Origin of the sequence: Massilia sp. MS-15 (assembly GCF_020176695.1) — a bacterium.
GTDB lineage: Bacteria > Pseudomonadota > Gammaproteobacteria > Burkholderiales > Burkholderiaceae_D > Telluria > Telluria hydrophila.
The window spans coordinates 46,966-72,699 of sequence record NZ_JAIWIA010000042.1; the positions used below are offsets into that span (position 1 = coordinate 46,966).

Below are 25,734 nucleotides of genomic sequence, written 5' to 3' on the forward strand. Positions count from 1 at the left end.
GGTCGGGCAAGCGTTCGTTGGCGGCGCTCAGTGCAAGCGCTCAGAGCAAGCGCACCAGGTCATTGAAGACGGCGAGCGCCATCAGCATGAACAGCAGGCCGACCCCGAAGCGCTGCGCCAACTCTCCAACGCGCGCAGGCAGGGGACGCCCGGTCAAAACTTCCAGCGAATAATACAGTAAATGCCCACCATCCAGAACCGGAATTGGTAACAAATTCATGACTCCTAAGCTAATACTAATAAATGCAATGAACTGCAAATAGGTGGCCAGGCCCACGCGCGCCGTCTGTCCGGCGTAGTCGGCAATCGTGATCGGACCGGTAACGTTCTTCCATGACGCCTCGCCGGTGATCATCTTGCCGATCATCTTGATCGTCAGCGCGCTGGTGTCCCAGGTGCGCTCCAGGCCCTTGGCCAGCGCCTCGAACGGGCCGGAACGCACCGTCACCATCTCGACCGGCTGCGCCAGCAGCACTTTTGCCATGCCGCGTCCGCTGGCCTGGTCGCGTTCCGGCGTCACGGCCAGCGCCACGACCCGGCCGGCGCGCTCGACTTCCAGCTGCACGCTGCGTCCGGCGGACGTGTGCATCGCTTCGCTGAAGGCCTGGCCATCCTCGACCGCACGGCCATCGGCGCGCAGCACCAGGTCGCCCGGGCGCAGGCCGGCGCGCTCCCCTGCCCCACCCGGCAGCACCCGCTCGATGCGGGCGCGCGCGCGCCACAGGTCCAGGCCCAGGGCCTTGGCGACATCGCCTTCGACGTCGAGCGCGGCGATGCGCTCGGCCGGGATCACGGCCGCATAGCTGCCGCCGCCCTGGGCACGCAGCTCGAGCCGCGCCGCCTCCTTGTCGACCGCCGCATGCACGATCTGCCAGCGCAGCTCGGACCAGGACTGGACCGGATTGCCGTTCACCGCCACCACCGTGTCGCCGCCGCGCACGCCGGCCAGCTGCGCCGCCGAGCCCTGGGGCGCGGCGCGCAGGCGCGCGGCCGGTTCCTCGACGCCGTGCATGAAGAGCACGGCCAGCAGGCCGATCGCGACCAGGAAGTTGGCGAGCGGACCGGCGCCGACGATGGCGATGCGGCGCCACACGCTCTGGCGCGTGAACTCGCGGTGCAGCTCGGATTCGTCCTTCGGCGCCGTTTCCGGATCGCGGCTGTCGAGCATCTTGACGTAGCCGCCCAGCGGCAGCGCCGATACGGCCCATTCGGTCCCGTCGCGGCCGAAGCGGCGCGACCAGACCACGCGCCCCATGCCGATCGAGAAGCGCAGCACCTTCACGCCGCAGGCGCGCGCCACCAGGTAGTGGCCCAGTTCGTGCAGGACGATCAGGGGACCGAGGGCCAGCGCGAAGGCCAGCACGGTATACAGCAGTCCCATGGCTTATCCGCGCAGGCGGCCGATCGCGCCGCGCGCCGCGGCGCGCGCGCGCGCGTCCTGCTCCAGCACTGCCCCGATCGAGGGGGCCGGGCCGTGCGGCACCGCGTCCATCACCTGCGCGATCACGCGGTCGATGTCGCGGAAACCGATCTCGCGCTCGAGGAAGGCCTGCACCGCCACCTCGTTGGCGGCGTTCAGCAGGCTCGGTGCGGTGCCGCCCGCGCGCAGGGCGTCGAAGGCCAGCGCCAGGCAGGGGAAGCGCGCGAAATCGGGCTTGTAGAATTGCAGCGCGCCCATGCTGGTGAGGTCGAGCTGGGACACGCCCGAGTCGATCCGCTCCGGATAGGCCAGCGCGTGGGCGATCGGGGTACGCATGTCCGGGTTGCCCAGCTGGGCCAGCACCGAACCGTCGGTGTACGACACCATCGAGTGGATCACGCTCTGCGGATGGATCACCACCTCGATCAGCTCGGGCGGGGCGCCAAACAGCCAGTGGGCCTCGATCACTTCCAGGCCCTTGTTCATCATGGTGGCCGAGTCGACCGAGATCTTGCGCCCCATGACCCAGTTCGGGTGCTTGCAGGCTTCATCCGGCGTGACCGCTTCCAGGGTCTCGACGGCGCGCTGCAGGAAAGGACCGCCGGAGGCGGTGAGCAGGATCCTGGCCACGCCAGCCGCCTGCGGATCGCGTCCATAGCCGGCCGGCAGCGACTGGAAGATCGCATTGTGCTCGCTGTCGATCGGCAGCAGGGTCGCCCTGTGCTCGCGCACCGCGTCCATGAACAGCTGGCCCGACATCACCAGGGCTTCCTTGTTCGCCAGCAGGACCTTCTTGCCGGTGCGCGCCGCGGCCAGCGTGGGCGCCAGGCCGGCGGCGCCGACGATGGCGGCCATCACGGTATCGGTATCGGGACTGGCGGCGATCTCGCACAGGGCGGCTTCGCCATGGTCGACCTGGATCGCGAGCCCGTCGAGCAGTTGCGCCAGGCGCGCCGCTGCTTCCGGACTGCCGACCACCGCGCGCGCCGGCCTGACGCGGCGGCAGGCCTCGGCCAGCTCCTCGACGCGGCCGTGGGCGCTCAGGGCGTGGACCGTATAGCGGTCCGGATGGCGCGCGAGCACGTCGAGCGTCGAGGCGCCGATCGAACCGGTGGCGCCCAGGATGGTAATGCGTTGCATGATGATTCCTTCAGGATCCTTCTAGAGCCAGGCGCCGATCAGGGCCGCCAGTGGCAGGACCGGGACGAGCGCGTCGACACGGTCGAGCACCCCGCCGTGGCCGGGCAGCAGCTGGCTGCTATCCTTGAAGCCGGCGCGGCGCTTGAGCTGGGATTCGAACAGGTCGCCGACCACGCTGGCCGCGACCACGAGGATGAGCACCGCGTACAGCGTGGCCCAGCCGAGGCTGGCCTGCACGCGCGCGGCGAAGGTCTGGGCCATGGCGTCGCCGCCCAGCACGATGCTGAGGGTGGCCAGCACCAGCACGGCGATGCCGCCACCGATCGCGCCTTCCCAGGTCTTGCCCGGGGAAATCGAGGGCGCCAGCTTGCGCTTGCCGAAGGCCTTGCCCGAGAAGTAGGCGAAGATATCGGCGGCCCAGACAATGGCCATCACCGACAGCAGGTACAGCGGAGAATAGGCATACAGCGTGACGATGGCGGCAAAGCAGCCGACCACGGCGATCGCATAGACCAGGCTGAGGAAAGTGTTGGCCGTGCTGTTCAAGGGCGGCAGGCCGAGCTTGAGCGCAGGGGCGAAACGCAGCGCCCAGAGCAGCACGCTGATGGCGAACCAGAAGCTCGGATCGGTGCCGGGTGCGATGAAGAAGGCGTACACGAAGGCCGCGGTCCAGAAGGCGGCGATCAGTGCCGCCTTGCCAGTCCCTGGATTGAACAGCCGGAAGGTTTCCCAGATCGCGGCGCCGAAGAAGCAGGAAGCGACCACCGCGAACGCCCAGTAGTTGTTGAAGTACAGGACCGGCAGCAGGACTGCCAGCAATGCGAGCGCGGTGAGGATCCGGGTTTTCAGCATGCGTCGTCTGGTTTGGTCTGTCGGTCGGGGCTCAAGCCTTGGCCTGGTGCGCCACCTGGTCGCCGGTCTGGCCGAAGCGCCGTTCGCGCTGCTGGAAGGAGGCGATCGCCTCGTCCAGCGCGGCCTTGGAAAAATCGGGCCAGAAGGTCCTGGTGAAGTACAGTTCCGAGTAAGCCAGCTGCCACAGCAGGAAGTTCGAAATGCGCTCCTCGCCCCCAGTACGGATGAACAGGTCGGGCTCGGGGGCATAGGCCATCGCCAGGTGCGGCGCCAGCATCTCCTCGGTGTACTCGCTGACGCCCGGATTGGCCGCCACCATCTTGCTTGTTGCCTGCATGATATCCCAACGGCCGCCATAGTTGGCGCACACGCTGACCGTGAGGCGGGTATTGTTGGCCGTGCGGCGCTCGGCGGCGACGATCATCTCCTGCAGTTTGGGATCGAAGCGGCTCAAGTCGCCCACGACCTTGAGGCGGATGTTATTGGCATGCATCTTCGCCACTTCGCGCTCGAGGGCGGTGACGAACAGGCGCATCAGCAGCGAGACTTCCTCGGCCGGCCGGCGCCAGTTTTCCGACGAAAAGGCGAACAGCGTCAGGTATTCGACGCCGCGTTCCACGCAAGCCTCGACGACGCCGCGCACCGCTTCCACGCCCTTGACGTGGCCGGCCACGCGCGGCAGCAGGCGCTTGGTGGCCCAGCGCCCATTGCCATCCATGATGATGGCGATATGGCGCGGCACGCGCAGCGCTTCGGGTATGGCAGTGGTCGAACTTTTGAACATCATTGTTTCCAGCAGGGCTGCCGTCGCATCGGCGGCGGATGCGGCGGCGGCCGGTCTTAAAGGGAGTCGGACCGGCCGCGGCGAGCATGCCGGGACCGGTCCGCGTGGGCGGGGCACATGCACCCCGCGCCGGATCTTACACGGTCATGATGTCTTTTTCTTTTTCCGCCAGCAGCTTGTCGATCTCGGCGACGAACTTGTCGGTCAGCTTCTGGATCTCGTCGCTCGAGCGGCGCTCGTCGTCTTCCGACGCGGTCTTGTCCTTGACCATCTTCTTGACGGCCTCGTTGGCGTCGCGGCGGATGTTGCGCACGGCGATCTTCGCGTCTTCGCCTTCCGACTTGGTCAGCTTGACCATTTCCTTGCGGCGCTCTTCGGTCAGCGGCGGGGTCGGCACGCGGATGGTGTCGCCCTGCGACGACGGGTTCAGACCCAGGTCGGAGTCGCGGATCGCCTTTTCGATGGTGCTTGCCATCTTCTTTTCGAACGGCGCCACGCCGATGGTGCGGGCGTCGATCAGGGTCAGGTTGGCCACTTGCGACAGCGGCACCGGCGAACCGTAGTACTCGACCATCACGGAATCGAGGATGCCGGCGTGGGCGCGGCCGGTACGGACCTTGGCCAGGTTGGCGCGCAGGGTCTCGATGGACTTGGCCATGCGGTCCTGGGCATTCTTTTTGACGTCAGCGAGGGACATGCTGCACTCCTATTCTTGGTTTTTTAAAACAAAATTCAAACGTGTACCAGTGTACCTTCGTCTTCGCCCATGATCACGGCTTTCATGGCGCCGGGTTTGACGATGGAAAACACCTTGATCGGCAGCTTCTGGTCGCGGCACAGCGCGAACGCGGTGGCGTCCATCACCTGCAGGTTCTTGGCGATCGCTTCGTCGAAGGAGATCGAATTGTAGCGGGTGGCGCTCGGGTCCTTCTTCGGATCGGCGGTGTAGACGCCGTCGACCTTGGTGGCCTTCAGCACGATCTCGGCCGAGATCTCGGCGCCGCGCAGCGCGGCGGCGGTATCGGTGGTGAAGAAGGGGTTGCCGGTGCCGGCGGCGAACACGACGACCTTGCCCTCTTCCAGGTACTGCAGGGCTTTCGGGCGCACGTAGGGCTCGACCACCTGCTCGATGCTGATCGCCGACATCACGCGCGCGGTGATGCCCACGTGGCGCATCGAATCGGCCAGGGCCAGGGCGTTCATGACGGTGGCGAGCATGCCCATGTAGTCCGCGGTGGCGCGGTCCATGCCCTGGGCGCCCGGGGCCACGCCGCGGAAGATGTTGCCGCCGCCGATCACGATCGCCACCTGCACGCCCAGCTTCGCCACTTCCGCCACGTCGGCGACCATGCGATCGATGGTGGCGCGGTTGATGCCGAACTGGTCGTCACCCATCAGCGCTTCGCCAGACAGTTTGAGGAGGACTCGTTGGTAGGCTGGTTTTGTCATGATGAAGCGGCTCCTATGTTGTGTTTCGAATTCGGGTCCGAGCGCTAGCGACCTGCCGGCGCTCTCATCTGCAACGACAGATGGCTGTCCGGGACTGCCGCGCGCACCTACCGACGCATGCGGCAGCACCCTACAAAAACGGGCCTTACGGCCCGCTTTGTTTGATTACTGCTTGTTGGCAGCCATCTGGGCTGCGACTTCTGCTGCGAAGTCGTCCACCTTCTTCTCGATGCCTTCGCCGACGACGTACATCGTGAATGCCTTCACGCTGGCGTTCGAGGCCTTCAGCATCTGCTCGATCGACTGCTTGTCGTTCTTCACGAACGCCTGGTTCAGCAGCGACACTTCCTTCAGGTACTTCTGCACCGAACCGTCGATACGCTTGGCGACGATCTCGGCCGACTGCGGCTGCTTGCCTTCGGCAACGGCCTTGTCGGCGTCTTCCTGGGCTTTCAGCTGAGCAACCGAACGCTCTTTCTCGATCAGTTCAGCAGGCACTTGCTCTGCCGACAGGGAGACCGGCTTCATGGCAGCGATGTGCATCGCCACGTCCTTGCCGACCTGGTCGTCGCCCTCGAACTCGACCATGACGCCGATGCGGGCGCCGTGCAGGTAAGAAGCCAGCTTGGCGGTGGTTTCGAAGCGCTGGAAACGGCGAACGGTCATATTCTCGCCGATTTTGCCGATCAGTGCCGTACGCACGTCGTCGAAGGTCTTGCCGTCGTGCGGCAGGGCTGCCAGGGCAGCGACGTCGGCCGGGTTGTTTTCAGCGACCAGCTTGGCTGCCAGGTTGGCCATGGCCAGGAAGTCGTCGTTCTTGGCGACGAAGTCGGTTTCGCTGTTGATTTCGACCAGCGCGCCAACGTTGCCGGCGATGTAAGCGGCGACCACGCCTTCGGCGGTGATGCGCGATGCGGCCTTCGATGCCTTGCCGCCCAGCTTGACGCGCAGGATCTCTTCGGCACGTGCCATGTCGCCTTCGGCTTCGGTCAGTGCCTTCTTGCATTCCATCATCGGCGCGTCGGTCTTCGCGCGCAGTTCACCAACCATCGCTGCGGTAATAGCTGCCATGTTGAATTCTCCCAATTATTTGATGTAGAGGCCCGCATGTCCCACGGACATCCGGACGATAATTTATTGCTAAGCGTCGTGCTTGAAAAAAGGGGCGCTCGTGCTATGGCTCGGCGCCCCTTCGCTACCCAGGCAGGTCTCACCTGCCCTGCATTATGCCTGCTCGGACACTTCGACGAAGTCGTCGCCAGCGGCCTTGACCATTTCAACGACTTCGTTGGTGGCGTTGGCGCGGCCTTCCAGGATCGCATCGGCGACGCCGCGTGCGTACAGGGTGATCGCCTTCGACGAGTCGTCGTTGCCCGGGATCACGTGGGTGACGCCTTCCGGCGAGTGGTTGGTATCGACCACGCCGATGACCGGGATGCCCAGCTTGCCGGCTTCGGTGATGGCGCCCTTGTGGTAGCCGACGTCGACGACGAAGATCGCGTCCGGCACGCCGCCCAGCTCCTTGATGCCGCCGATCGACTTCTGCAGCTTGACCATTTCGCGCGAGAACATCAGCGCTTCCTTCTTCGACAGCTTCTCGACTTCACCCGACTCGACCAGGGCTTCCATGTCTTTCAGGCGCTTGATCGAGGTCTTGATGGTCTTGAAGTTGGTCAGCATGCCGCCCAGCCAGCGCTGGTCGACGTAGGGCACGCCGGCGCGCTGCGCTTCGGCGGCGATGATGTCGCGGGCCTGGCGCTTGGTGCCGACCATCAGGATGGTGCCGCGGTTGGCCGAGATCTGCTTGATGGTCTTCATCGCATCCTGGTACATCGCCATGGTCTTTTCCAGGTTGATGATGTGGATCTTGTTGCGATGACCAAAGATGAACGGTGCCATCTTCGGATTCCAGAAACGGGTCTGGTGGCCGAAGTGGATACCGGCTTCCAGCATTTCGCGCATAGTAACAGACATGTAATTCTCCAGGGTTGGGTCTTGAACGCAGCCAGTCACCGATCAGGCACCCTTTGGCGGCGGCGTTCGCGATTTCATTAAAAGTGATTTTTACGACATTGCTCGATACGAATTCGAGCAACCCGAGATTCTAGCCGGATTCGGCCTGTATTTCAAGCTGGACTTGCTATCCAGGGAGCGGAGCGCCGCATCGCCGCCGCGTCCGCTCCCGCATCCGGCATCCCATTGGCCGCTGTACCGGCGCCTTGGCGAAGCCTTATAATGGCCGGATACATCCAATTTGCAGGAAAACCATTCTATGGCCTCCATCCCCAAGACCCCGGAAGAAATCGAAGGCATGCGCGTCGCCTGCCGCCTCGGCTCCGAGGTGCTCGACTACATCACACCCTTCATCAAGCCCGGCGTCACCACCGGGGAACTCGACCGCCTGGCGCACGACTACATGGTCAATGTGCAGGGCACGGTGCCGGCCACGCTGAACTACGCCCCGCCCGGCTATCCGCCTTTCCCCGGTTCGCTGTGCGCCTCGCTGAACGACGTCATCTGCCACGGCATCCCGGGGGCGCGCGCGCTCAAGAGCGGCGATGCGCTGAACATCGACATCACCCCGATCACCAAGGAAGGTTTTCACGGCGACAATAGCCGCATGTTCCTGGTCGGCGAACCCTCGATCCTGGCGCGCCGCCTGTCCGAGGTCACCTTCGAATGCATGTGGCTGGGCATCGCCCAGGTCAAGCCGGGCAACCGCCTGGGCGACATCGGCCACGCGATCCAGCAGCATGCCGAGAAGCACGGCTACAGCGTGGTGCGCGAGTTCTGCGGCCATGGCGTCGGCCGCGTGTTCCACGAGGAGCCGCAGGTCCTGCACTACGGACGCCCGGGCACCGGCGAGGAACTGGTGCCAGGCATGATCTTCACCATCGAGCCGATGATCAACGCCGGCCGCCGCGAGATCCGCGAGATGCCGGACGGCTGGACCATCAAGACCAAGGACCGCAGCCTGTCGGCCCAGTGGGAGCACACGGTCCTGGTCACCGAGACCGGGGTCGAGGTCTTGACCATGTCGGCCGGCAGCCCGCCGCCGCCCGCGATCGTGCTGCCGCTGCTGAACCAGCAGGCCGCCGTCGCCGCCTGAACGCCATGGGCCAGCCTGCGCTCCTCGACAGCGCGCGCAGCGCCTTGCGCCCGCGCCTGAAGGCCGAGCGCGAGGCCCTGATCGACGCCTTCCACCGCGACGGCAAGCCCGAGAAGCTGCTGCGCGGCCTGCGCACCTGCGTGGACGGCGTGCTGACCGATGCCTGGAACGCGGCCGGGCTGCCGCCGAATACGGCCCTGGTGGGCGTGGGCGGCTACGGACGTGGTGAACTCTTCCCCTATTCCGACGTCGACCTGCTGGTCCTGCTCGGCCAGCCGGCCGATGCCCTCACCCAGGCGCGCCTGGAAGCCCTGGTGCAGCTGTTCTGGGACCTGGGCCTGGAGATCGGCCACAGCATCCGCACCGTGGACGAATGCCTGGTCGAGTCGCGCGCCGACATCACGGTGCAGACCAGCCTGCTGGAAGCGCGCCTGGTGGCGGGCGACGCCGGGCTGTTCGAGCAATTGCGCCGGCGCCACCGCGATGCCCTCGATCCGCAAGCCTTCTTCCAGGCCAAGACCGCCGAGATGCGGCTGCGCCACGCCAAGTACGAGTACACTGCCTTCGCCCTCGAGCCCAACGTCAAGGAAAGCCCGGGCGCGCTGCGCGACCTGCAGGTGATCATGTGGGTGGCCAAGGCGGCCGGCCTGGCCGAGTCCTGGAGCCAGATGGCGCGCGCCAAGCTGATCACCCGCGCCGAGGCGCGCCAGCTGATGGAAAAGGAATACGCGTTCAAGGACATCCGGGTGCGCCTGCACCTGCAGACCCGGCGCCGCGAGGACCGGCTGGTGTTCGACGTCCAGACCCCGATTGCCAAGACCTTCGGTCTGGAAAACGTGAAAGGACGGCGCGCCAGTGAACTGCTGATGCAGCGCTACTACTGGGCGGCCAAGACCGTCACCCAGCTCAACACCATCATGTTGCAGAACATCGAGGCCCAGCTGTTCCCGCACCCGGCCGCGCCGGTACCGGTGAATGCCCATTTCAACGAAGTCAACGGTTTCATCGACATCGCCCAGCCCGACACCTTCGAGCGCCATCCGCAGGCCGTGCTCGGCGTCTTCGTGGCGATGACCGAGCGCCCCGACCTGAAGGGCATGACGGCGCGTACCATGCGCGCGCTCTGGCACGCACGCAACTGCATCGACGACGCCTTCCGTGCCGACCCGCACAACAAGGCGCAGTTCCTGCGCGTGCTGCAGGCCCCGAGCGGCCTGGTGCACGCGCTGCGGCGCATGAACGACATGGGCGTCCTGGGCCGCTACCTGCCGGCTTTCCGCAGCATCATCGGCCAAATGCAGCACGACCTGTTCCACGTGTACACGGTGGACCAGCACATCATGATGGTGGTGCGCAACCTGCGCCGCTTCACGATGCCCGAGCACGCCCACGAATACCCGTTCTGCAGCCAGCTGATCGCGAACTTCCGCGACCGCTGGCTGCTCTACGTGGCCGCCCTGTTCCACGACATCGCCAAGGGCCGCGGCGGCGACCATTCCGAACTCGGCAAGCACGATGCGGCCGACTTCTGCCGCAATCACGGCTTGTCCGCGGAGGACACCGAACTGGTGGTGTTCCTGGTCCAGCAGCACCTGAGCATGTCCACGGTGGCGCAGAAGCAGGACCTGTCCGATCCGGACGTGATCCAGGCCTTCGCGACCCTGGTCAAGGACGAGCGCCACCTGAGCGCCCTCTACCTGCTCACCGTGGCCGACATCCGCGGCACCAGCCCCAAGGTATGGAACGCCTGGAAGGCCAAGCTGCTGGAAGACCTGTACCGGATCACGCTGCGCGTGCTGGGCGGCGAACCGCACAGCGCCGACCGCGAACTGCGCGCGCGCCAGCGCGAGGCGCTGGCCACCCTGCGCCTGTACGGCCTGGCCGCCGATGCCCACGAAGCCCTGTGGCAGCAGCTCGACGTGGCCTACTTCCTGCGCCATGATGCCTCCGACATCGCCTGGCAGACGCGTGCCCTGCACGACAAGGCCGACAGCCCGCGCCCGGTGGTCAAGGCACGCCTGGCACCGATCGGCGAAGGCCTGCAGGTGGCGGTCTACGTGCGCGACCAGCCCGACCTGTTCGCGCGCATCTGCAGCTACTTCGAGCGCAAGAACTTCAGCATCCTGGATGCCAAGATCCATACCACGCGCCACGGCTACGCGCTGGACTCCTTCCTCGTCACCGAGGCCAGTTTCGCCGGCAGCTACCGCGACATCATCAGCCTGATCGAGCACGAGCTGTGTGCGCTGCTGGAATCCAGCGAGCCGCTGGCGCCGCCCACCCGGGCCCGCCTGTCGCGCCTGTCGCGCACCTTCCCGGTCACGCCCACGGTGGACCTGCGCCCGGACGAGCGCGGCCAGTTCCACGTGCTGTCGGTGGCGGCCAATGACCGTCCCGGCCTGCTGTACGCGATCGCCAGCGTGCTGGCGCGCTACCGGGTGAACGTGCACACCGCCAAGATCATGACCCTGGGCGAGCGCGTCGAGGACGTGTTCCTGGTCGATGGCGCCGCCCTGAACAACCCGCGCACCCAGGTCCAGCTCGAGACCGAGCTGCTGGATGCGCTCAAGATCTCACCTACTTTCTGAATTGCCGATGACCGAACCTGTCCGCCTCTCCAAACGCATGTCCGAACTCGGGCTGTCCTCGCGCCGCGAAGCCGATGACTGGATCGCCAAAGGCTGGGTCCGGGTAGATGGCAAGGTCGTCTCCGAACTGGGCAGCAAGGTGCTGCCGCACCAGAAGATCACGGTCGAGCGCCAGGCGGCGGCCGAGCAGTCCAAGCGCGTCACCGTGCTGGTCAACAAGCCGGTCGGCTACGTCAGCGGCCAGGCCGAGGACGGCTACAAGCCGGCCGTCACCCTGGTCAAGCCGGAAAACCGCTGGGCGGACGACCCGTCTCCCGAACAGTTCCACCCGACCCAGCTGCGCAGCCTGGTGCCGGCCGGCCGCCTCGACATCGACTCGGTAGGCCTGCTGGTACTGACCCAGGACGGACGCATCGCCAAGCAGCTGATCGGCGAGAACTCGTCGATCGACAAGGAATACCTGGTGCGGGTGCAGTACACCAGGCCGGGCAGCCTGCCCGAGGCCGACCTGAGAAAGCTCAACCATGGCTTGTGGATGGACGGCAAGCCGCTTCTCCCGGCCAAGGTGCGCTGGCAGAACGACGACCAGCTCAGCTTTACGCTGCGCGAAGGCCGCAAGCGCCAGATTCGCCGGATGTGCGAGATGGTGGGACTGAAAGTCATCGGCCTGAAGCGGGTACGGATCGGGCGCGTCAAGCTGGGTGACCTGCCGCCGGGGCAATGGCGCTACTTGCAGCCCGACGAGCAGTTCTAAGGCGCGCTCTTGCGCCGGTGTTCCTCGGAACAGAAAGCCAGATACGGCAGCTGCTGCGCCGTCGCGCCTGCTTGCAATTCTGAAACCAACAATAATACATCGGGAAAGATTGTCAGTTTTCTTTACACATTCTCAGTCGCGCCCGTTTTGATTCGGTATAGACCTTTGATTTCGCTCAAAGTATTTATGCTGGCCCAGAACTTGCTCCCTCTCTTGATGCACTGCGCATACGTGCCATCCATATCGAAGTGATTGCTCGGAGAGAAAACATGAAATCAACTGTTCTGAAAGTGGCTGCAAGTGCAGCCTTGCTGGGAGCGGCCCTGCCTGCTTCAGCAGAGCTCATCCGTGTAACGGGAGCCAACCAGACCGGCACCGGCCTGGGGAACGTACAGACCGTGGTCGCCATCCAGGACAACAGTCCAAACAACGCCCAGTCCGGTTGCGTTTATTACACCGCGGGCAGTCCCGCCACCCCTGGCGAAACCTGCCCCGCGGCATCGGGTCTGGCTGGCGGTGACAACGTCCCCGGCAACGCTCAAAACAATGCCTGGCGCCTGAGCGACATCGAGGGGCTGGTCGACGCCGGGCAGCTTGGCCTGGTCGTCAACCTCAACGAGGGACCGAGCGGCGATGCCACCCTGACCGACATCTACTTCAGCCTGCTGAACACAAGCACCAACCAGCGGCAGTTCTTCTTCTATGAGGGTGATCCCATCCTCCTCACCAACGACAACGGCGTTGGCAACTCGGGCAATCACCGCTTCATCCTCGATGATGCGCAAGCCGCTATGGCTGCGGCGCTGTGCGGCAACCTGGCGGACTGCGTGCTCGACGGCGGTATGCAATTTGCCGCCGGCAGCACCGAGGCTGGCTTCGAAACCATGTACGTCGGCGCCTTCGAGCGAAACGGTGGCGGCGGTGATCCTGGCGGCAACCCGGTACCGGAACCTGGCGTACTGGCCCTGATGGGCGTGGGCCTGGCCGGCATGCTGGCACGCCGGCGCCGTCGCGCCTGATCTGGCCGCTTCGGCAACAGGGGCAGGATTCCGCTCACACGGGATCCTGCCCTTTTACTATCAGCGCACGGTCACGCTGATGGTCTGGGTTGCCGTATTACCGGAAGCATCGCGGGCGGTGAAACGGATGCTGTGCGTGCCTTTGCTGACTTTCCTGGTATTCCAGCTGTAGGCGAGCGAACCGCCGCTGCCGCTGGCCCTGGTCACGCCATCGATCGCCAGGCTGGTGCTGATGCCTGCGGCACCTGCGTTGTCGGTGGCGCTCGCGCTGACCGAGACGGTGCCGCTGACGCTGCCGCCGCCCACCGGATTGCTGATCTTGACAGTCGGGGCGGTCATATCGCTGGCCACCGAAGTCGTGCTATTGGCCACATTCACCGACACCGCCGTGGAGCTGCGGCTATTGCCTGCAGCGTCATATGCCACCGCCACCAGGCTGTTCATGCCATTCGCCACGCCGGCCGAATTCCAGCTGAAGCTGTACGGCGCCACGTTGTCGGTGCTGACCACGGTGCCGTTGACCTTCAGGTCGACGCGCGCCACGCCCACGTTGTCGCTGGCGTTGACGTTGACCGGCACCAGGCCCGATACCGAACTGCTTGCCAGCGGCGCGGCGATCGACACGCTCGGCGCCGTGGTATCGGCCACGGCCGCATAGGCGCGCGCTGCGCTCACGGCGGCGGCAGCATTCACGCGACCGTAGCCGAACACCTTGTCGCGGCCCGCGGTGCCAAGGTCGACCGAGGTCGAGAACAGCAGGGATTCGATGCGCGCCGAATCCAGGTCGGGACGGGCTGCCATCATCAGGGCAGCGACGCCGGCGCCGACCGGGCTGGCGAAGGACGTACCGTTCCAGGCCGAATAGCCAAGGGACTTGGTGGTGCTCCAGATGCCGGAGCCCGGCGCCGCCAGCGACACAAAGCTGCCCCAGCTCGAGAAGCTGGACTTCTTGTCGTAGCTGTCGGTGGACGACACGATGATGAAGGCGTCGTCCGGTGTCACGTTTTCGTCGACGTTGTTGTTGCCGGCCGAGATGAACACCAGGCCGCCCTTGCTCTTCATGTAGCGCGACGCGCTCTTCACGGCCGAACTGCCGGCGATGCCGACGAAGCTGACGTTGGCGATGCGGGCGCCATGGTCGGCCGCGTAGGTAATGCCGCTGGCGATGGTGCTGAAATATGCCGGACAGCCACCGGTCGAGTTCTTGTAGGCAATGCGCACCGGCATGATCTTGGCGGCGCCGGCCACGCCGGCTACGCCCAGCGCATTGTTGGTGCTGGCGGCAGCCGCGCCCGCCACGGCCGTGCCATGGCCACACAGGTCGCTGACGTCGGTGTTGTTGTCGTACACGTTGTAGCCGGGAACAATGCGGTCCTTCAGGTCGGGGTGGGACACGTTCACGCCAGTGTCGAGCACGGCGATGGTTACGCCCGCGCCCAGGCCACTGTCCCAAGCCGCCGGCGCGCCGATCTTGTTCAGGTGCCAGGCGCTGCCGATATAAGGGTCATTGACCGCGAGCGCCACCGTCACCTCGCGGTCGAGTTCCGCGAACTTGAATTCCGGACGGCGCGACAGTTTGGCGACCGCCTCATCTTCCGACAGGCCGGGCGGCAGCTGCACCACGTGCAGGCGGCTCTGGCCAATGCGCTTGCCCTTGGCGCCATGTGCTTTGACGATCTTGTCGAAGTCGGCATCGGACAGGCCGGCACGGGCTTCGACCAGGATGCGGCCGCGTGCGAAGTCACCCGGAGGCGCGGCGTGGGCCGCGGCACTGGCGAAGGAAAGGGTGGCTGCTGCGAGAGCGATGGCCGTCTTGGGGAGGGCGAAAGAGAAAGTGTGCATGCCTTGTGTATCCTGTGTTGACACGGCAGGCGAGCACAGCAATCACAGGCGGCGCGGGATGCTGCGCCGGCAAGCATTGATTCTGGCAGTCCTGCCGTCGTTGGGAACGAAGCCCGTTAGACCGTTGACTTTGCGTCCTCCGCTTTCGCGGAGTTTGCCTTTGTTCAGAAGCTGACCCGAGTATATCGGGTGAATTTCCACGTGACAACCGGTTTCAATCAATCGTGTTGCGTATGGACACGAGAGGTAAAGAACCCGCATGGACACTGCTTGTCATCCTGATCAGGGTTGCTGCATTCTAGGCAAGCTTGTGTTTCGATAACTACTTCTGGTTACATTGAGCATGGCAATCCGGCGCCCGAAAGGCTGGCGATGGGTGAGAATGTCACTTCGTGAACGACGTCTGCGCCCCCATGCAACCCATCTACACGATCGGCCACTCGCACCGCCCGATCGATGAATTCCTCGACCTAGGGTGGACAGTGGCGCGCGCTGCGCGCTGATGTGCGCCGAAGCCGTACCCTGGCGCTGCCACCGTTCGCTGGTGGCGGATGCGCTCATCGTGCGTGGGGTGCCGGTGGAACACATCATCGGCCGTGGCAAGACCCGGCCGCACGTGCTGACGCCCTTCGCCGTCGCCAGCGGCACGCGCATCCTGTATCCGCCGCAAGAGGCGGCAGCAGGCGCGGAGGCGGCAAGGCCGGCCGAAGCTGACAGCTAGCCGAGGCGGCGGTCGGACAGGAACTGGCGCGCGCGGGGGTGCTGTGGATGGGTGAAGAATTCCTCCGGCGTGGCGCGCTCGAGGATGCGCCCTTCGCTCATGAACAGGATGCGGTCCGCCACCTCGCGCGCGAAGCCCATTTCGTGGGTGACGCAGACCATGGTCATGCCTTGCCGTGCCAGGCCGCGCATCACGCCCAGCACCTCGCCCACCATTTCCGGATCGAGCGCGCTGGTGGGTTCGTCGAACAGCATGACGGGCGGGCGCATCGCCAGCGCACGCGCGATCGCCACCCGCTGCTGCTGGCCGCCCGACAGCGCGGAGGGATAGGCATCGCGTTTGTGGGCCAGGCCGACCTGCTCCAGCAGCGCCATGGCGGTGGCTTCGGCTTCACGGGCAGTGGCGCGCTTCAGGCTCACCGGCGCCAGCGTGCAGTTCTGCAGCACGGTCAGGTGCGGGAACAGGTTGAAGTGCTGGAACACGAAACCGATCCCGGCGCGCAGCGCGTCCACGTTCACGCCCTTGCCATGGATGTCGCGCCCGTCGATGGCGATGCGGCCGCCGTCGATTTCCTCGAGCCGGTTGAGGGTGCGGATCAGGGTCGACTTGCCCGAGCCGGACGGGCCGCAGACCACCACCACCTCGTTCTTCGCGATGCGCTCGCTGACATCGACCAGCGCGTGGTAGCGGTTGGCGCCGGCGCCATACCACTTGTTGACTTTGTCGAGTTCGATCATGCTCCGCTTTCTCGCTGAATAAAGGGTGTCAATGCGCCTGCGCGGCGCCGCGCTGCAGGCGGCGCTCGAGCAGGAAGGCCAGGCGCGACAGGCCGAAACAGAGAACAAAATAGCTCAGCGCCAGGACCAGGTAGACCTCGACCGCCTGGGTAAACACCAGGGTGTTGATCTGGGTGGCGATGAAGGACACCTCGGACAGGCCGATGATGTAGCCGAGCGAGGTGGCCTTGATGGTCGAGACCAGCTGGCTGACGATCGACGGCAGGCTCCGGCGCAGGGTCTGGGGCAGCACCACCAGGCGCAGCGCCTGCCCGTAGCCGAGGCCGAGCGAGCGGGCCGCTTCCAGCTGGCCTTTGGGCAGCGCGCGCATGCCCGCCGCCACGATCTCGGCCAGGTACACGCCGTCGAACAGCACCAGCACCATCAGCATCGTCGTGGCCTGCCCTGTCTTCACACCGGTCACGGCCGGCAGGAAGAAGTAGACCCAGAACACGACCAGCAGCAGCGGCAGCGCGCGCACCAGATGCACCAGGGCCGCCACCGGCCAGCGGATCGTGCGGCGCGCGCTGACGCGCGCCACGCCCAGCAGCAGCCCGAACGGCATGGCCAGCAGCAGCGCACCGAGCGAGAGCAGCACCGTCAGGGCCAGGCCGCCGAGCGGCCCGTCCGGATACTGGCCGACCAGGAAGTACAGCCAGTAGGTATCGACCAGTTCGATCATGGCGCTCATCGGATCGTCCTCATGCCGGACGCACCGGATAGCGCCGCTGGTACAGATGGGCGGCAAGGGAGATCAGCAGCGACACCGTGAGGTAAGCCAGGGTCGCGAACGTGAACGCCTCGGCGCTGCGAAAGCTCGCGGTTTCCACGCGTGCGGCCTGGTACATCATCTCGGCGGCGCCGATCACGGTGGCCACGCTGGTGTCCTTCCACAGGTTGACGGTCTGCGACAGCAGCGGGGGTACCGAGGCGCGCAGGGCCTGGGGCAGCAGCACCAGGCGCACCGTGGCCAGGCGCCCCAGCCCGAGCGAACGCGCCGCCTCCAGCTGCGACGGCGGCACGGCGCGGATGCCGCTACGGATGTCTTCCGCCATGTGCACCCCGCTGTACAGCGACAGCGCGATCACGGCGCACACGGCTTCGGGATTGTGCGCGTACAGGAATTCGCGCGCGGCCTCCGGCAGCAATTCCGGAAAGGCGAAGTACCAGAACAGCAGGTGGGCCAGCAGCGGCACGTTGCGGACCGCCTCGACCACGCTCGCGCCAGCCGCGCGTAGCGGCGCGGCCTGGGCGCTGCGCATCAGGGCCAGGAGCGCGCCCAGCGGCAGCGCCAGGACAAAGCTGGCGGCGGTCAGCTGGAGCGACAGGACGAGGCCCTGCACCAGCCAGTCGTGGTACTGGCCGGACTGCAGGATGCCGGGATCGAAGAAGGGCAAGGCGATGCTCGATGCGGGCGGTGATCAGATCTTGTCGGTGCTGATGGTGAAGTCGCGCTTGGCGATGTTGGCGCGGGTGCCCGGGCCATACCACTTGTTGAACAGCTGCGCGGCGGCGCCGCTGGCCTCGAGTTCGCGCAGGGTCTGGTCGACCACCGCCTTCAGGCCCTTTTCGCCCTTGCGCAGGCCGAGCGCGATCGATTCCTTGCCGATCGAGGTCGGCAGGATGGTGAAGCCCTTCGCGGCCGGACCCAGCTTGCCGTAGTCGGCCAGCAGCGAGGATTCGTCGTTGACGTAGGCGACGCCCTTCCCCTGGCGCATGGCCTGGAAGGCCTGCTGGGTGTTCTCGAAGGTCACCACCTCGACGCCCGGGACGGCGGCGCGGATATTCGTTTCCTGGGTGCCGCCGCGTACGGTGACGACCTTCTTGCCGGCCAGCTGGGGCAGCGCGGTGATGCCGCTGCCGGCGCGCACCATGACCTTGGAACCGGTGACGAAGTGGGTCAGCGCGAAGTCGACCTGGGATTCGCGCTCCCTGTTGTGGGTGAGCGTGGCGGCCAGCGCATCGACGTGCCCCCCCTGCAGCTCGGGGATGCGGCTCGATACCGACATCTGCTTGAACACCGGCTTGACGCCGATCTTCCTGGCCACCGCGGTGGCGATGTCGATCTCGTAGCCGACCAGCTGGCGCGACTTCGGATCGATGAAACTGTTCGGCTCGTCGGTGCCGAGGACACCGAAGACCATCGTGCCCTTCTTCTTGATGTCGGCCAGCTGGTCGGCCCGGGCGGCGCCCGCGGCCAGGCTGGTGGACAGGGCGAGTGCGCCCAGGATGAGGTGACGACGGGTAAACATGCTTGCTCCAGACTACAAAACCGTAATCGGGCGAGTATAGGCTGTCATCCTGCGCGCGCGAACGAATCATTCGCCATAAGAACATACTGATTCGGCTATAAGGACGGGTTGATGCCCGCACCCATGCTAGAGTACGCGCCAGGATACCGCCTTGACCGGAGAAAGCATGCTCGTCGTTACCTACAACGTGAATGGCATCGGCGCCCGCCTCGGCGCGCTGCTCGACTACCTCGAACAGCGCAAGCCCGACGTGGTCTGCCTGCAGGAGCTCAAGGCACCGCAGGAAAAATTCCCGGAAAGCGCGATCCGCGAGGCGGGCTACCACGCGATCTGGCACGGCCAGAAAAGCTGGAACGGGGTCGCCATCCTCACCCGCGACGGTCCGGCCCAGGAACTGCAGCGCGGCCTGCCGGGCGACCCGGCGGACGAACAGAGCCGCTACATCGAGGCGGTCTACCAGGGCCTGCTCGTATGCGGCCTCTACCTGCCCAACGGGAATCCGGCGCCGGGACCGAAGTTCGACTACAAGCTCGCGTGGATGGAGCGCCTGATCGCGCGCGGCGCGGCGCTGATCGAGACCGGGGCGCCGGTGGTGATGTGCGGCGACTTCAATGTGATCCCCACCGGCCTCGACGCCTACAAGCCGGAGCGCTGGGTGGATGACGCCCTGTTCCGGCCGGAGACCCGCGCCGCTTTTGAACGCCTGATGTCGCAGGGCTGGCTCGATGCCCTGCGCAGCATGTATCCGGACCAGGTGGTCTACACCTTCTGGGATTACTTCCGCAACGCGTTCGGGCGCGATGCCGGCATCCGCATCGACCACCTGCTGCTCAGCCCCGCCGTCGCCCCGGCCCTGCGCGGCGCCGGCGTCGACCGCTTCCAGCGCGCCAAGGAAAAGCCGAGCGACCATGCGCCGACCTGGATCGAACTCGACCCTGGCGCCATCGTCCAGCCGAAGCATCCCCGCTGAGCCGCGGTGTGCCGGGCGTGCGCTTTGCGCTACCATGGTGGTCTCTTCCGCCAACCCTGCCAGCGCCCCCTCCATGCTCTGTCCTGAACAGTTCCTCGGCTTTCTCACCGCCGCCATCCTGATCACCCTCTCGCCCGGCCCCGACAACATGATGGTGCTGGGCGTCGGCATCGCCAAGGGCCGGGTGCGCGGCATCGCCTTCGGCCTCGGCTGCGCGCTGGGCTGCCTGAACCACACGCTGCTGGCCGTGATCGGCGTGAGCGCCCTGGTCGCGGCCTCGCCCGCCGCCTTCACGGCACTCAAGATCGCCGGCGGCCTGTACCTGGTCTGGATGGGCGTGCAGGCCCTGCGCAGCCGTGGCGGCGCGCACACCGCGCTGGACGTGCCGGACGAACCGGCGCGCCGCCTGTTCTTCAAGGGCCTGCTGGCGAACGCGATCAATCCGAAGGTGGTGCTGTTCTTCCTGTCCTTCCTGCCGCAGTTCGTGGTCCCCGCGCGCGGCGACGCCAACTGGCAGATCGCCTGGCTGGGACTGGTGTTCACGCTGCAGGCCGCGCTGCTGTTCGGCCTGCTCGGCTACTTCTCGGGCGCGGTCGGCCAGTGGCTGAACCGCACGCCGCGCGCCGGCCTGTGGCTGGACCGGATCGCGGGCGCGATCTTCGTCGGGCTGGGCCTGCGCCTGATGGTGGCGCGCTGAGGCGCCGCCTCCTCTATAGCGTAATGACCACCTGCGCGGCGGGCTGCCTGCGCGGCGCCAGCGCCACTTCGAGCATGCCCTGCCTGCCGTTCCAGCCGAAGCGCACGGGCCGCCCGTCGACCGTCACCGCACGCGGCCGGGCCGCGACGTTGTGCACCTTCAGCGCGAAGCCGCGCTCCTGGGGCGACTGGGCCTTGCCGGTCTCGGTGCGCAGCGAGATCTCGAGCCGGCCGGCGGCATGGCGGCTGGCGAAGCGCACGATCTCGTAGCGTCCTTTCGCGTAGGCGTCGGCGGTCTCGCCGTCGTCGTCGTACATCCGCCCTTCTCCCGCCGCCACGCTCGGGTGGTGGTAGTAGTGCAGGTCGATCTGGCGCGCCGAATAGTCGCGCGTGCTCTGCACCACCTTTGCCATCGGCACGAAGGCGCCGGCCCGCACGTATACCGGAATGTGCGCGTCCACCGGCTTGATCACTTCCGTGATGCCGCCGCGGTGCTGCGCGCCCGTATGGAAATCGAACCAGACGCTGTCCTTGACCGGGAAGTGCACTTCCTGGCGTGTCGCGCCCGGCTCCACCACGGGCGAGACCAGGAAATCGCGTCCCCACAGGTAGCTGGTGGCCATGGCGGTGGCCTCGTCCTCCTCGAACAGGATGGGACGCATCAGGGGCATGCCGGTCTGGCTGTTGTCGAAGGCGAGCGTGTAGTTATACGGCAGCATCGCGTAGCGCAGCCACACCGCCTCGCGCGCCAGCACCTTGGCGCGCTCGGAGCGGAACACCGGCTCCGGCGCCACATCGGACTGCGCGTGCGGGCGGAAGATCGGCTGGAACACGCCGTACTGCAGCCAGCGCACGTACAGCTCGTCGTCCAGCATCGGTCCGGCGAAGCCGCCCAGGTCCGAATGCATGTAGGCCAGGCCCTGCATGCCCATCTGGAGCGCGATCTCGACCTGCGACTGCAGTCCGCCCCAGCTGCGGCCGACGTCGCCCGACCACGGGATCATGCCGAAGCGCTGCGAACCGGAATAGCCGGCCCGCATCAGGATGAAGGGGCGCTCGTTTGGAAAGTCCTTGCGGTAGCCCTCGGCCACCAGGCGCGCCCAGTCGTGGCCGTAGATGTTGTGCACCTGGTCGGCGCCGCGCTTGGCGCCATCGGGCCCATGCTGCACCCAGGACGGATGCACTTCGGGCTCGCCCAGGTCGCCCCACCAGCCGGCCACGCCGCCCGCCTTCAGCTCCTTGTAGATGTTCCAGAACCATTCTCGGCCCTCGGGGCGGTACAGGTCCACCAGGCCAGTGTTCCCGAAGTAGAAATCGTAGGTGGCCGGCTTGCCGGCGCCGTCGGTGGCCAGGGCCTGGCGCTGCACCGCTTCCCCCCAGCGCTGCGAGGTGGTCAACACGAAGGGCTCGGTGATCAATACCGTCTTCACGCCCCGCTTGCGGAAATCGGCCATCATCCGCTCGGCGTTGGGGAAGCTGTCGCGGTCCCAGGCCAGGTTGCCCATGGTTCCCTTGACTTCCTTGCCGAACCAGAACAGGTCGAGCACGACCGCGTCCAGCGGGATCTTCTCCTGCGCGAAGCGCTCGACCACGGCGCGCGTTTCCTGCTCCGTCCTGTAGCCGAAGCGGCTGGCGAAGTTACCGAAGGCCCAGCGCGGCGGCAGCGGCTGGCGCCCGGTCAGGGCCGTGTAGTTGGCCATGACATCGGCCCAGCTGTCGCCGGCCACCACCTGGTAGGTCTTGCGCCCGCCAATCGCCTCGTAGCGCAGGGTGCCGTCGCGGCGGCTGTCGAAGTCGAGCCAGCCCACCTGCGGATTATCGAAGTGCAGCGCATATTTTTTCGAGGACAGCGCGAGCGGCATCGTGTAATTCAGCAGCATCGAGCGCTTGCCATAGCCGTAGTCGGCCCGGTTATATAGCTGGAAGCGCTGGCCGCGCCGGTTCATGCCGGCCGCGCGCGCGCCGGCGCCGTACAGGGCTTCGTCGCCGTCGAGCGCGAATTCGATGCTCTCGAGCTTGTCGGCGCGCGCATAGCCGCCCTTCTCGGCCACCAGCGGCTTGCCCTTGTACAGGTAGCTGATGCGGAAGGGCTTGCGCTCGACCACCACCGTCAGGCCGGGCGTGGCAAAGCTGATCTGGCGCTCGCCGGCCGTGAGCGTGGCGCCCACGTCCACCGGCGCCAGCACCACCGCGTGCGAGGCCGGGTCGTATTGCTCGCCGTTCGGGATGAAGGTGGTCTCGACCACCTGTGCCGAATACGGCTTGATCAGGTAGCGCCCGTCGCCCGTGCGCAGTTCCAGGGTGTCCTGGTGGCGGGCATAGGAGTGCAGTTCGCGTCCTGCGTTCTGGGCGAAGGCAAGCGGGCTGCAGAGCAGGCCAAGAAGCAGCCGCGCGGTCGTGGTGTTCGTCATGGGTCTCGGATGGAGTTGCGGACATGCGTGAGCATGACAGAATTCGGCCGGATGAAAAAGTGCCAATGTAATTTAATTACATCAGCACCCGACCGGGCACGCCGGCACCCGCATTCTCAGCATGAGACGACACGGGCGAGCTTCCTGTCGCCCCTGTAGTCAGACTTCCAGCACGACTCAGCGCAGATACGGCATCACGTTGTTGGCGACCCGCGCCGTCTCGGCCTCGCTCAGGGGCAGGCGGCGGAAAGCGGCCCAGGCGTCGCGCGGACGGGCGGCGCTGCCGATCGCGGCGTCGGACCCCACCAGCACGCGCTCCATGCCGACCTGGCGCAGGCGCCGCACCAGGCGCCGCGCGTCGGCCGGCGACAGGCCGGGACGGGCGAAGGCGCCGACATCGATCCATACGTGGCGCACGCGCGGATCCTGGCGGGCGGCGGCATCGGCCAGCACCGCCAGCGCGGCCAGCTGCGGCCCGGCCTCGCGTTCGCCCGCATACGCCACCTGCACCGGCACATTGGGCGCATGCGGCAGCAGCTGCTCGATCAGCAGGCGCGCCTCGCGCGTGCCGGTCTCGGACGTGCCGGTCTCGGACGTGCCGGTCTCGGACAGCTGCAGCACGATCGCGATGCCGCGCGCGTTGGCCGAGCGGAACACCCGTTGCAGGCGCTCGATCTGCTCGGGATCGTCCAGCCGGACGCCTCCGGCGGCCGGCTGCAGCCGGATCGCGCGCCCGAACTCCGCACTGGCGGCGCAGCGCGCCAGCTCGGCCAGCGCATAGTCCTTGAGCGGATCGACGCTGCACAGCGCAACCAGGCGTTCCGGATATTCCGCGGCCTGGCGCGCCGCCCAGTCGTTCTCGGCGCGCACGCGGCGGTACTCGGCATCCTGGGCGTACTCGGCCTGGCCGTACACATAGGCCACCGACAGCACGGCGGCGCGCCCGATACCGGCCGCGTCGAGCTGCGGGATGAGGTCGCGCGCCGAGACCGGGTGCAGGGCGCCGGTGGTCGACATGAAGGCCGCCGCGGCCGGGCTGTACACGTACTGGTGGTGATCGGCCAGCGGCATCGCGGCGCCCGCCCGCGGCTGGACGGCGTGTGCGGATGCGCCAGCCTGGCCGGCGACCGTGGCGGCGCGGGCAGCGCCCGGCAGCAGCGCCAGGGTGGCCGTGAGCAAAACGGAAAGACGCCTCATACATACACCTCGCAGGTAATGGCTGGCCGGCCGTACGCGAACGGCCAAAGCGATATGTTATCGCACCGGCACGAACGCCTGTCAAGATTGCATGTTCCATGCGCCTGGCGTAGCATCGCCCCCTGCGCACGTTCCAGGCCGCCGGCCCAGGCGCCACACCAGCATCGACAAGGAGACAGATGAAGAACGATATTCCGCCACTGGCGGCCCATCCCGTGAGCCAGACCCGCTCGTTCATGACGGTGGCGCTGATCGAACTGTGGGAACGCTTCGGCTATTACGGCATGCAGGCCCTGATCGTGTATTTCATGGTCCAGCGCCTCGGCTTCGCGGACAGCCGCGCCAACCTGGTCTGGGGCGCGGCGGCCGCACTGATCTACGTGGCGCCGGCGATCGGCGGCTGGATCGGCGACAAGGTGCTCGGCACGCGACGCTGCATGATCCTGGGCGCCCTGATCCTCACCCTCGGCTACGGCCTGATGGCGATCCCTACCACCAATACCTGGATGAGCTTCTCGGCGCTGGGCGTGATCGTGGTCGGCAACGGCCTGTTCAAGCCGAACACCGCCAACCTGGTGCGCAAGATCTACGAGGGCGACGATTCCAAGATCGACAGCGCCTTCACCATCTACTACATGGCGGTCAACGTCGGCTCGACCTTCTCGATGCTGGCCACGCCCGCCATCAAGGACTACGTCAACGCCAGCTACGGCGGCGAGCTCGGCTGGCACGTGGCCTTCGCCGTGTGCAGCGTCGGCCTGTTCGTCGGGCTGCTGACGGTCGGCCTGCTGCGCAAGACGATCGGCCACATCGGCTCGCCGCCGGACGCGGAGCCGCTGAAGATGGGCCGCCTGCTGGCCGTGCTGGCCGGCGGCGTGCTGGCGGTGGCCGGCTCGGCCGTCATCCTGGAAAACCAGGGCCTGGCGCGCGCCTTCGTCTACGTGGCGGGCATCGCGGTACTCGGCATCTTCGCCCACCTGATCCGCACCAGCCAGCCGAGCGAGCGCGCGGGCCTGATCGCGGCCCTGGTATTGACCTTGCAGACGGTGTTCTTCTTCATCTTCTACCAGCAGATGTCGACCTCGCTGTCGCTGTTCGCCCTGCGTAACGTCGACCTCGAATTCTCCGTGTTCGGCGCCCACCTCTGGACCTGGTCGCCGGCCCAGTTCCAGGCCCTGAACGCGATCTGGATCATGGTCCTGAGCCCGGTGCTGGCCTGGATCTACACCCGCGCCGGCAGCAGCGGCAAGGACATCTCGATCGCCGCCAAGTTCGCGCTCGGCTTCGCGGTGGTGGCGGCCGGCTTCTTCACCTATGGCGTGGCCGGCAGCTTCGCGGTGGGCGGCCTGACCTCGTCCTGGATCATGATCGCCGGCTATGGCCTGTACTCGCTGGGTGAACTGCTGGTGAGCGGCCTGGGCCTGGCGATGATCGCGCGCTACGTGCCGGCGCGCATGGGCGGCTTCATGATGGGCGCCTATTTCGTCGCGGTCGGCATCTCGCAATACCTGGGCGGCGTGGTGGCCAACCTGGCCGCGGTGCCGGAAGGGATGAGCGATCCGCTGCAGACCCTGCCGGTGTACACCAGCCTGTTCAACAAGCTGGGCCTGGCGGCCATCGCCTGTACCCTGATCGCGCTGGCCGCGCTGCCGCTGATGCGGCGCCTGACGGCGACCCACCACGCACATCAGTAGGCTGGCAGCACCACGAACCGTAGGGTGGGCAGGTCTCCTGCCCACGCGGTGATACTTGGG

General features: G+C 66.5%; 23 protein-coding genes and 1 riboswitch. Of the genes, 8 read left to right on the forward strand and 15 right to left on the reverse strand.

Going from position 1 to position 25,734, the window contains the following annotated elements; all coding sequences use genetic code 11:
- Positions 1-40: 40 nt before the first annotated feature.
- The 8 genes from rseP to rpsB all read right to left on the reverse strand — a co-directional run bounded on the left by rseP (position 41) and on the right by rpsB (position 7,619).
- Positions 41-1,381: an RIP metalloprotease RseP gene (rseP, locus tag LCI23_RS16855; RefSeq protein ID WP_224947611.1), complete on the reverse strand. Its 1,341-nt coding sequence runs from the start codon at positions 1,379-1,381 to the stop codon at positions 41-43.
- A 3-nt stretch (positions 1,382-1,384) separates the two neighbouring features.
- Complete coding sequence (ispC, locus tag LCI23_RS16860) at positions 1,385-2,560, reverse strand: 1-deoxy-D-xylulose-5-phosphate reductoisomerase (RefSeq protein WP_224947612.1); 1,176 nt, start codon at positions 2,558-2,560, stop codon at positions 1,385-1,387.
- Positions 2,561-2,581: 21 nt separating this feature from the next.
- Positions 2,582-3,412, reverse strand: a complete 831-nt coding sequence (locus tag LCI23_RS16865) for a phosphatidate cytidylyltransferase (RefSeq protein ID WP_224947613.1) — start codon at positions 3,410-3,412, stop codon at positions 2,582-2,584.
- Between the two features lie 31 nt (positions 3,413-3,443).
- Positions 3,444-4,199: a polyprenyl diphosphate synthase gene (gene uppS / locus LCI23_RS16870; RefSeq protein ID WP_224947614.1), complete on the reverse strand. Its 756-nt coding sequence runs from the start codon at positions 4,197-4,199 to the stop codon at positions 3,444-3,446.
- 133 nt (positions 4,200-4,332) lie between these two features.
- Entirely contained in the window at positions 4,333-4,893 is a 561-nt protein-coding gene (gene frr, locus LCI23_RS16875) for a ribosome recycling factor (protein ID WP_224947615.1), read from the reverse strand.
- 35 nt (positions 4,894-4,928) lie between these two features.
- The gene (gene pyrH / locus LCI23_RS16880) at positions 4,929-5,645 is read right to left on the reverse strand and encodes a UMP kinase (RefSeq protein WP_224947616.1); all 717 of its coding nucleotides are present in this window, start codon (positions 5,643-5,645) and stop codon (positions 4,929-4,931) included.
- 165 nt (positions 5,646-5,810) lie between these two features.
- Positions 5,811-6,716 carry a translation elongation factor Ts gene (gene tsf / locus LCI23_RS16885; RefSeq protein ID WP_224947617.1) on the reverse strand — a complete coding sequence of 302 codons (906 nt, stop codon included), beginning with the start codon at positions 6,714-6,716 and terminating at the stop codon, positions 5,811-5,813.
- 153 nt (positions 6,717-6,869) lie between these two features.
- Positions 6,870-7,619: a 30S ribosomal protein S2 gene (gene rpsB / locus LCI23_RS16890; RefSeq protein WP_036207002.1), complete on the reverse strand. Its 750-nt coding sequence runs from the start codon at positions 7,617-7,619 to the stop codon at positions 6,870-6,872.
- A 298-nt stretch (positions 7,620-7,917) separates the two neighbouring features.
- On the opposite strand from rpsB, the gene map reads away from it, so the two are divergent.
- The 4 genes from map to LCI23_RS16910 all read left to right on the forward strand — a co-directional run bounded on the left by map (position 7,918) and on the right by LCI23_RS16910 (position 13,115).
- Complete coding sequence (map, locus tag LCI23_RS16895; protein WP_224947618.1) at positions 7,918-8,754, forward strand: type I methionyl aminopeptidase; 837 nt, start codon at positions 7,918-7,920, stop codon at positions 8,752-8,754.
- Between the two features lie 5 nt (positions 8,755-8,759).
- The gene (locus LCI23_RS16900; protein WP_224947619.1) at positions 8,760-11,342 is read left to right on the forward strand and encodes a [protein-PII] uridylyltransferase; all 2,583 of its coding nucleotides are present in this window, start codon (positions 8,760-8,762) and stop codon (positions 11,340-11,342) included.
- 7 nt (positions 11,343-11,349) lie between these two features.
- Positions 11,350-12,096 (forward strand): pseudouridine synthase, encoded by a 747-nt coding sequence (locus LCI23_RS16905; protein WP_224947620.1) that lies wholly within the window; start codon positions 11,350-11,352, stop codon positions 12,094-12,096.
- A 269-nt stretch (positions 12,097-12,365) separates the two neighbouring features.
- Complete coding sequence (locus tag LCI23_RS16910; RefSeq protein WP_224947621.1) at positions 12,366-13,115, forward strand: PEP-CTERM sorting domain-containing protein; 750 nt, start codon at positions 12,366-12,368, stop codon at positions 13,113-13,115.
- Between the two features lie 60 nt (positions 13,116-13,175).
- Here the strand turns inward: LCI23_RS16910 and LCI23_RS16915 are convergent, their stop codons facing one another.
- Positions 13,176-14,957: a S8 family serine peptidase gene (locus LCI23_RS16915; RefSeq protein WP_224947622.1), complete on the reverse strand. Its 1,782-nt coding sequence runs from the start codon at positions 14,955-14,957 to the stop codon at positions 13,176-13,178.
- 81 nt (positions 14,958-15,038) lie between these two features.
- Positions 15,039-15,126: riboswitch (cyclic di-GMP riboswitch) on the reverse strand.
- A 333-nt stretch (positions 15,127-15,459) separates the two neighbouring features.
- Between LCI23_RS16915 and LCI23_RS16920 the strand changes: the two genes are divergently transcribed.
- On the forward strand, positions 15,460-15,678 hold the full coding sequence (locus LCI23_RS16920) for a DUF488 domain-containing protein (protein ID WP_224947623.1): 219 nt from the start codon (positions 15,460-15,462) through the stop codon (positions 15,676-15,678).
- Here the strand turns inward: LCI23_RS16920 and LCI23_RS16925 are convergent.
- From LCI23_RS16925 to LCI23_RS16940, 4 genes are read right to left on the reverse strand one after another with little or no spacing between them, the layout of a single operon-like run.
- Positions 15,675-16,415, reverse strand: a complete 741-nt coding sequence (locus LCI23_RS16925; RefSeq protein WP_224947624.1) for an amino acid ABC transporter ATP-binding protein — start codon at positions 16,413-16,415, stop codon at positions 15,675-15,677. The genes LCI23_RS16920 and LCI23_RS16925 overlap by 4 nt on opposite strands.
- A 28-nt stretch (positions 16,416-16,443) precedes the next feature.
- The gene (locus LCI23_RS16930; RefSeq protein ID WP_224947667.1) at positions 16,444-17,136 is read right to left on the reverse strand and encodes an amino acid ABC transporter permease; all 693 of its coding nucleotides are present in this window, start codon (positions 17,134-17,136) and stop codon (positions 16,444-16,446) included.
- A 19-nt stretch (positions 17,137-17,155) separates the two neighbouring features.
- Positions 17,156-17,851: an amino acid ABC transporter permease gene (locus LCI23_RS16935; protein ID WP_224947625.1), complete on the reverse strand. Its 696-nt coding sequence runs from the start codon at positions 17,849-17,851 to the stop codon at positions 17,156-17,158.
- A gap of 24 nt (positions 17,852-17,875) precedes the next feature.
- Entirely contained in the window at positions 17,876-18,706 is an 831-nt protein-coding gene (locus LCI23_RS16940; protein WP_224947626.1) for an ABC transporter substrate-binding protein, read from the reverse strand.
- A 166-nt stretch (positions 18,707-18,872) separates the two neighbouring features.
- On the opposite strand from LCI23_RS16940, the gene xth reads away from it, so the two are divergent.
- Both xth and LCI23_RS16950 read left to right on the forward strand, forming a co-directional pair.
- Positions 18,873-19,676: an exodeoxyribonuclease III gene (xth, locus tag LCI23_RS16945; protein WP_224947627.1), complete on the forward strand. Its 804-nt coding sequence runs from the start codon at positions 18,873-18,875 to the stop codon at positions 19,674-19,676.
- Positions 19,677-19,749: 73 nt separating this feature from the next.
- Positions 19,750-20,373: a LysE family translocator gene (locus LCI23_RS16950; protein ID WP_224947628.1), complete on the forward strand. Its 624-nt coding sequence runs from the start codon at positions 19,750-19,752 to the stop codon at positions 20,371-20,373.
- Positions 20,374-20,386: 13 nt separating this feature from the next.
- On the opposite strand, the gene LCI23_RS16955 is transcribed toward LCI23_RS16950, so the two are convergent.
- Both LCI23_RS16955 and LCI23_RS16960 read right to left on the reverse strand, forming a co-directional pair.
- Positions 20,387-22,783: a TIM-barrel domain-containing protein gene (locus LCI23_RS16955; RefSeq protein ID WP_224947629.1), complete on the reverse strand. Its 2,397-nt coding sequence runs from the start codon at positions 22,781-22,783 to the stop codon at positions 20,387-20,389.
- Between the two features lie 177 nt (positions 22,784-22,960).
- Entirely contained in the window at positions 22,961-23,980 is a 1,020-nt protein-coding gene (locus tag LCI23_RS16960; protein WP_224947630.1) for an amidohydrolase family protein, read from the reverse strand.
- A gap of 179 nt (positions 23,981-24,159) precedes the next feature.
- Between LCI23_RS16960 and LCI23_RS16965 the strand changes: the two genes are divergently transcribed.
- The gene (locus tag LCI23_RS16965; protein WP_224947631.1) at positions 24,160-25,674 is read left to right on the forward strand and encodes a peptide MFS transporter; all 1,515 of its coding nucleotides are present in this window, start codon (positions 24,160-24,162) and stop codon (positions 25,672-25,674) included.
- The last annotated feature ends 60 nt before the right edge of the window (positions 25,675-25,734 follow it).

Coding starts and splice junctions, on each gene's coding strand:
- rseP (WP_224947611.1), bottom strand. CDS start 1,381: ATGGGACTGCTGTATACCGTGCTGGCCTTCGCGCTGGCCCTCGGTCCC.
- ispC (WP_224947612.1), bottom strand. CDS start 2,560: ATGCAACGCATTACCATCCTGGGCGCCACCGGTTCGATCGGCGCCTCG.
- LCI23_RS16865 (WP_224947613.1), bottom strand. CDS start 3,412: ATGCTGAAAACCCGGATCCTCACCGCGCTCGCATTGCTGGCAGTCCTG.
- uppS (WP_224947614.1), bottom strand. CDS start 4,199: ATGATGTTCAAAAGTTCGACCACTGCCATACCCGAAGCGCTGCGCGTG.
- frr (WP_224947615.1), bottom strand. CDS start 4,893: ATGTCCCTCGCTGACGTCAAAAAGAATGCCCAGGACCGCATGGCCAAG.
- pyrH (WP_224947616.1), bottom strand. CDS start 5,645: ATGACAAAACCAGCCTACCAACGAGTCCTCCTCAAACTGTCTGGCGAA.
- tsf (WP_224947617.1), bottom strand. CDS start 6,716: ATGGCAGCTATTACCGCAGCGATGGTTGGTGAACTGCGCGCGAAGACC.
- rpsB (WP_036207002.1), bottom strand. CDS start 7,619: ATGTCTGTTACTATGCGCGAAATGCTGGAAGCCGGTATCCACTTCGGC.
- map (WP_224947618.1), top strand. CDS start 7,918: ATGGCCTCCATCCCCAAGACCCCGGAAGAAATCGAAGGCATGCGCGTC.
- LCI23_RS16900 (WP_224947619.1), top strand. CDS start 8,760: ATGGGCCAGCCTGCGCTCCTCGACAGCGCGCGCAGCGCCTTGCGCCCG.
- LCI23_RS16905 (WP_224947620.1), top strand. CDS start 11,350: ATGACCGAACCTGTCCGCCTCTCCAAACGCATGTCCGAACTCGGGCTG.
- LCI23_RS16910 (WP_224947621.1), top strand. CDS start 12,366: ATGAAATCAACTGTTCTGAAAGTGGCTGCAAGTGCAGCCTTGCTGGGA.
- LCI23_RS16915 (WP_224947622.1), bottom strand. CDS start 14,957: ATGCACACTTTCTCTTTCGCCCTCCCCAAGACGGCCATCGCTCTCGCA.
- LCI23_RS16920 (WP_224947623.1), top strand. CDS start 15,460: ATGTGCGCCGAAGCCGTACCCTGGCGCTGCCACCGTTCGCTGGTGGCG.
- LCI23_RS16925 (WP_224947624.1), bottom strand. CDS start 16,415: ATGATCGAACTCGACAAAGTCAACAAGTGGTATGGCGCCGGCGCCAAC.
- LCI23_RS16930 (WP_224947667.1), bottom strand. CDS start 17,136: ATGATCGAACTGGTCGATACCTACTGGCTGTACTTCCTGGTCGGCCAG.
- LCI23_RS16940 (WP_224947626.1), bottom strand. CDS start 18,706: ATGTTTACCCGTCGTCACCTCATCCTGGGCGCACTCGCCCTGTCCACC.
- xth (WP_224947627.1), top strand. CDS start 18,873: ATGCTCGTCGTTACCTACAACGTGAATGGCATCGGCGCCCGCCTCGGC.
- LCI23_RS16950 (WP_224947628.1), top strand. CDS start 19,750: ATGCTCTGTCCTGAACAGTTCCTCGGCTTTCTCACCGCCGCCATCCTG.
- LCI23_RS16955 (WP_224947629.1), bottom strand. CDS start 22,783: ATGACGAACACCACGACCGCGCGGCTGCTTCTTGGCCTGCTCTGCAGC.
- LCI23_RS16960 (WP_224947630.1), bottom strand. CDS start 23,980: ATGAGGCGTCTTTCCGTTTTGCTCACGGCCACCCTGGCGCTGCTGCCG.
- LCI23_RS16965 (WP_224947631.1), top strand. CDS start 24,160: ATGAAGAACGATATTCCGCCACTGGCGGCCCATCCCGTGAGCCAGACC.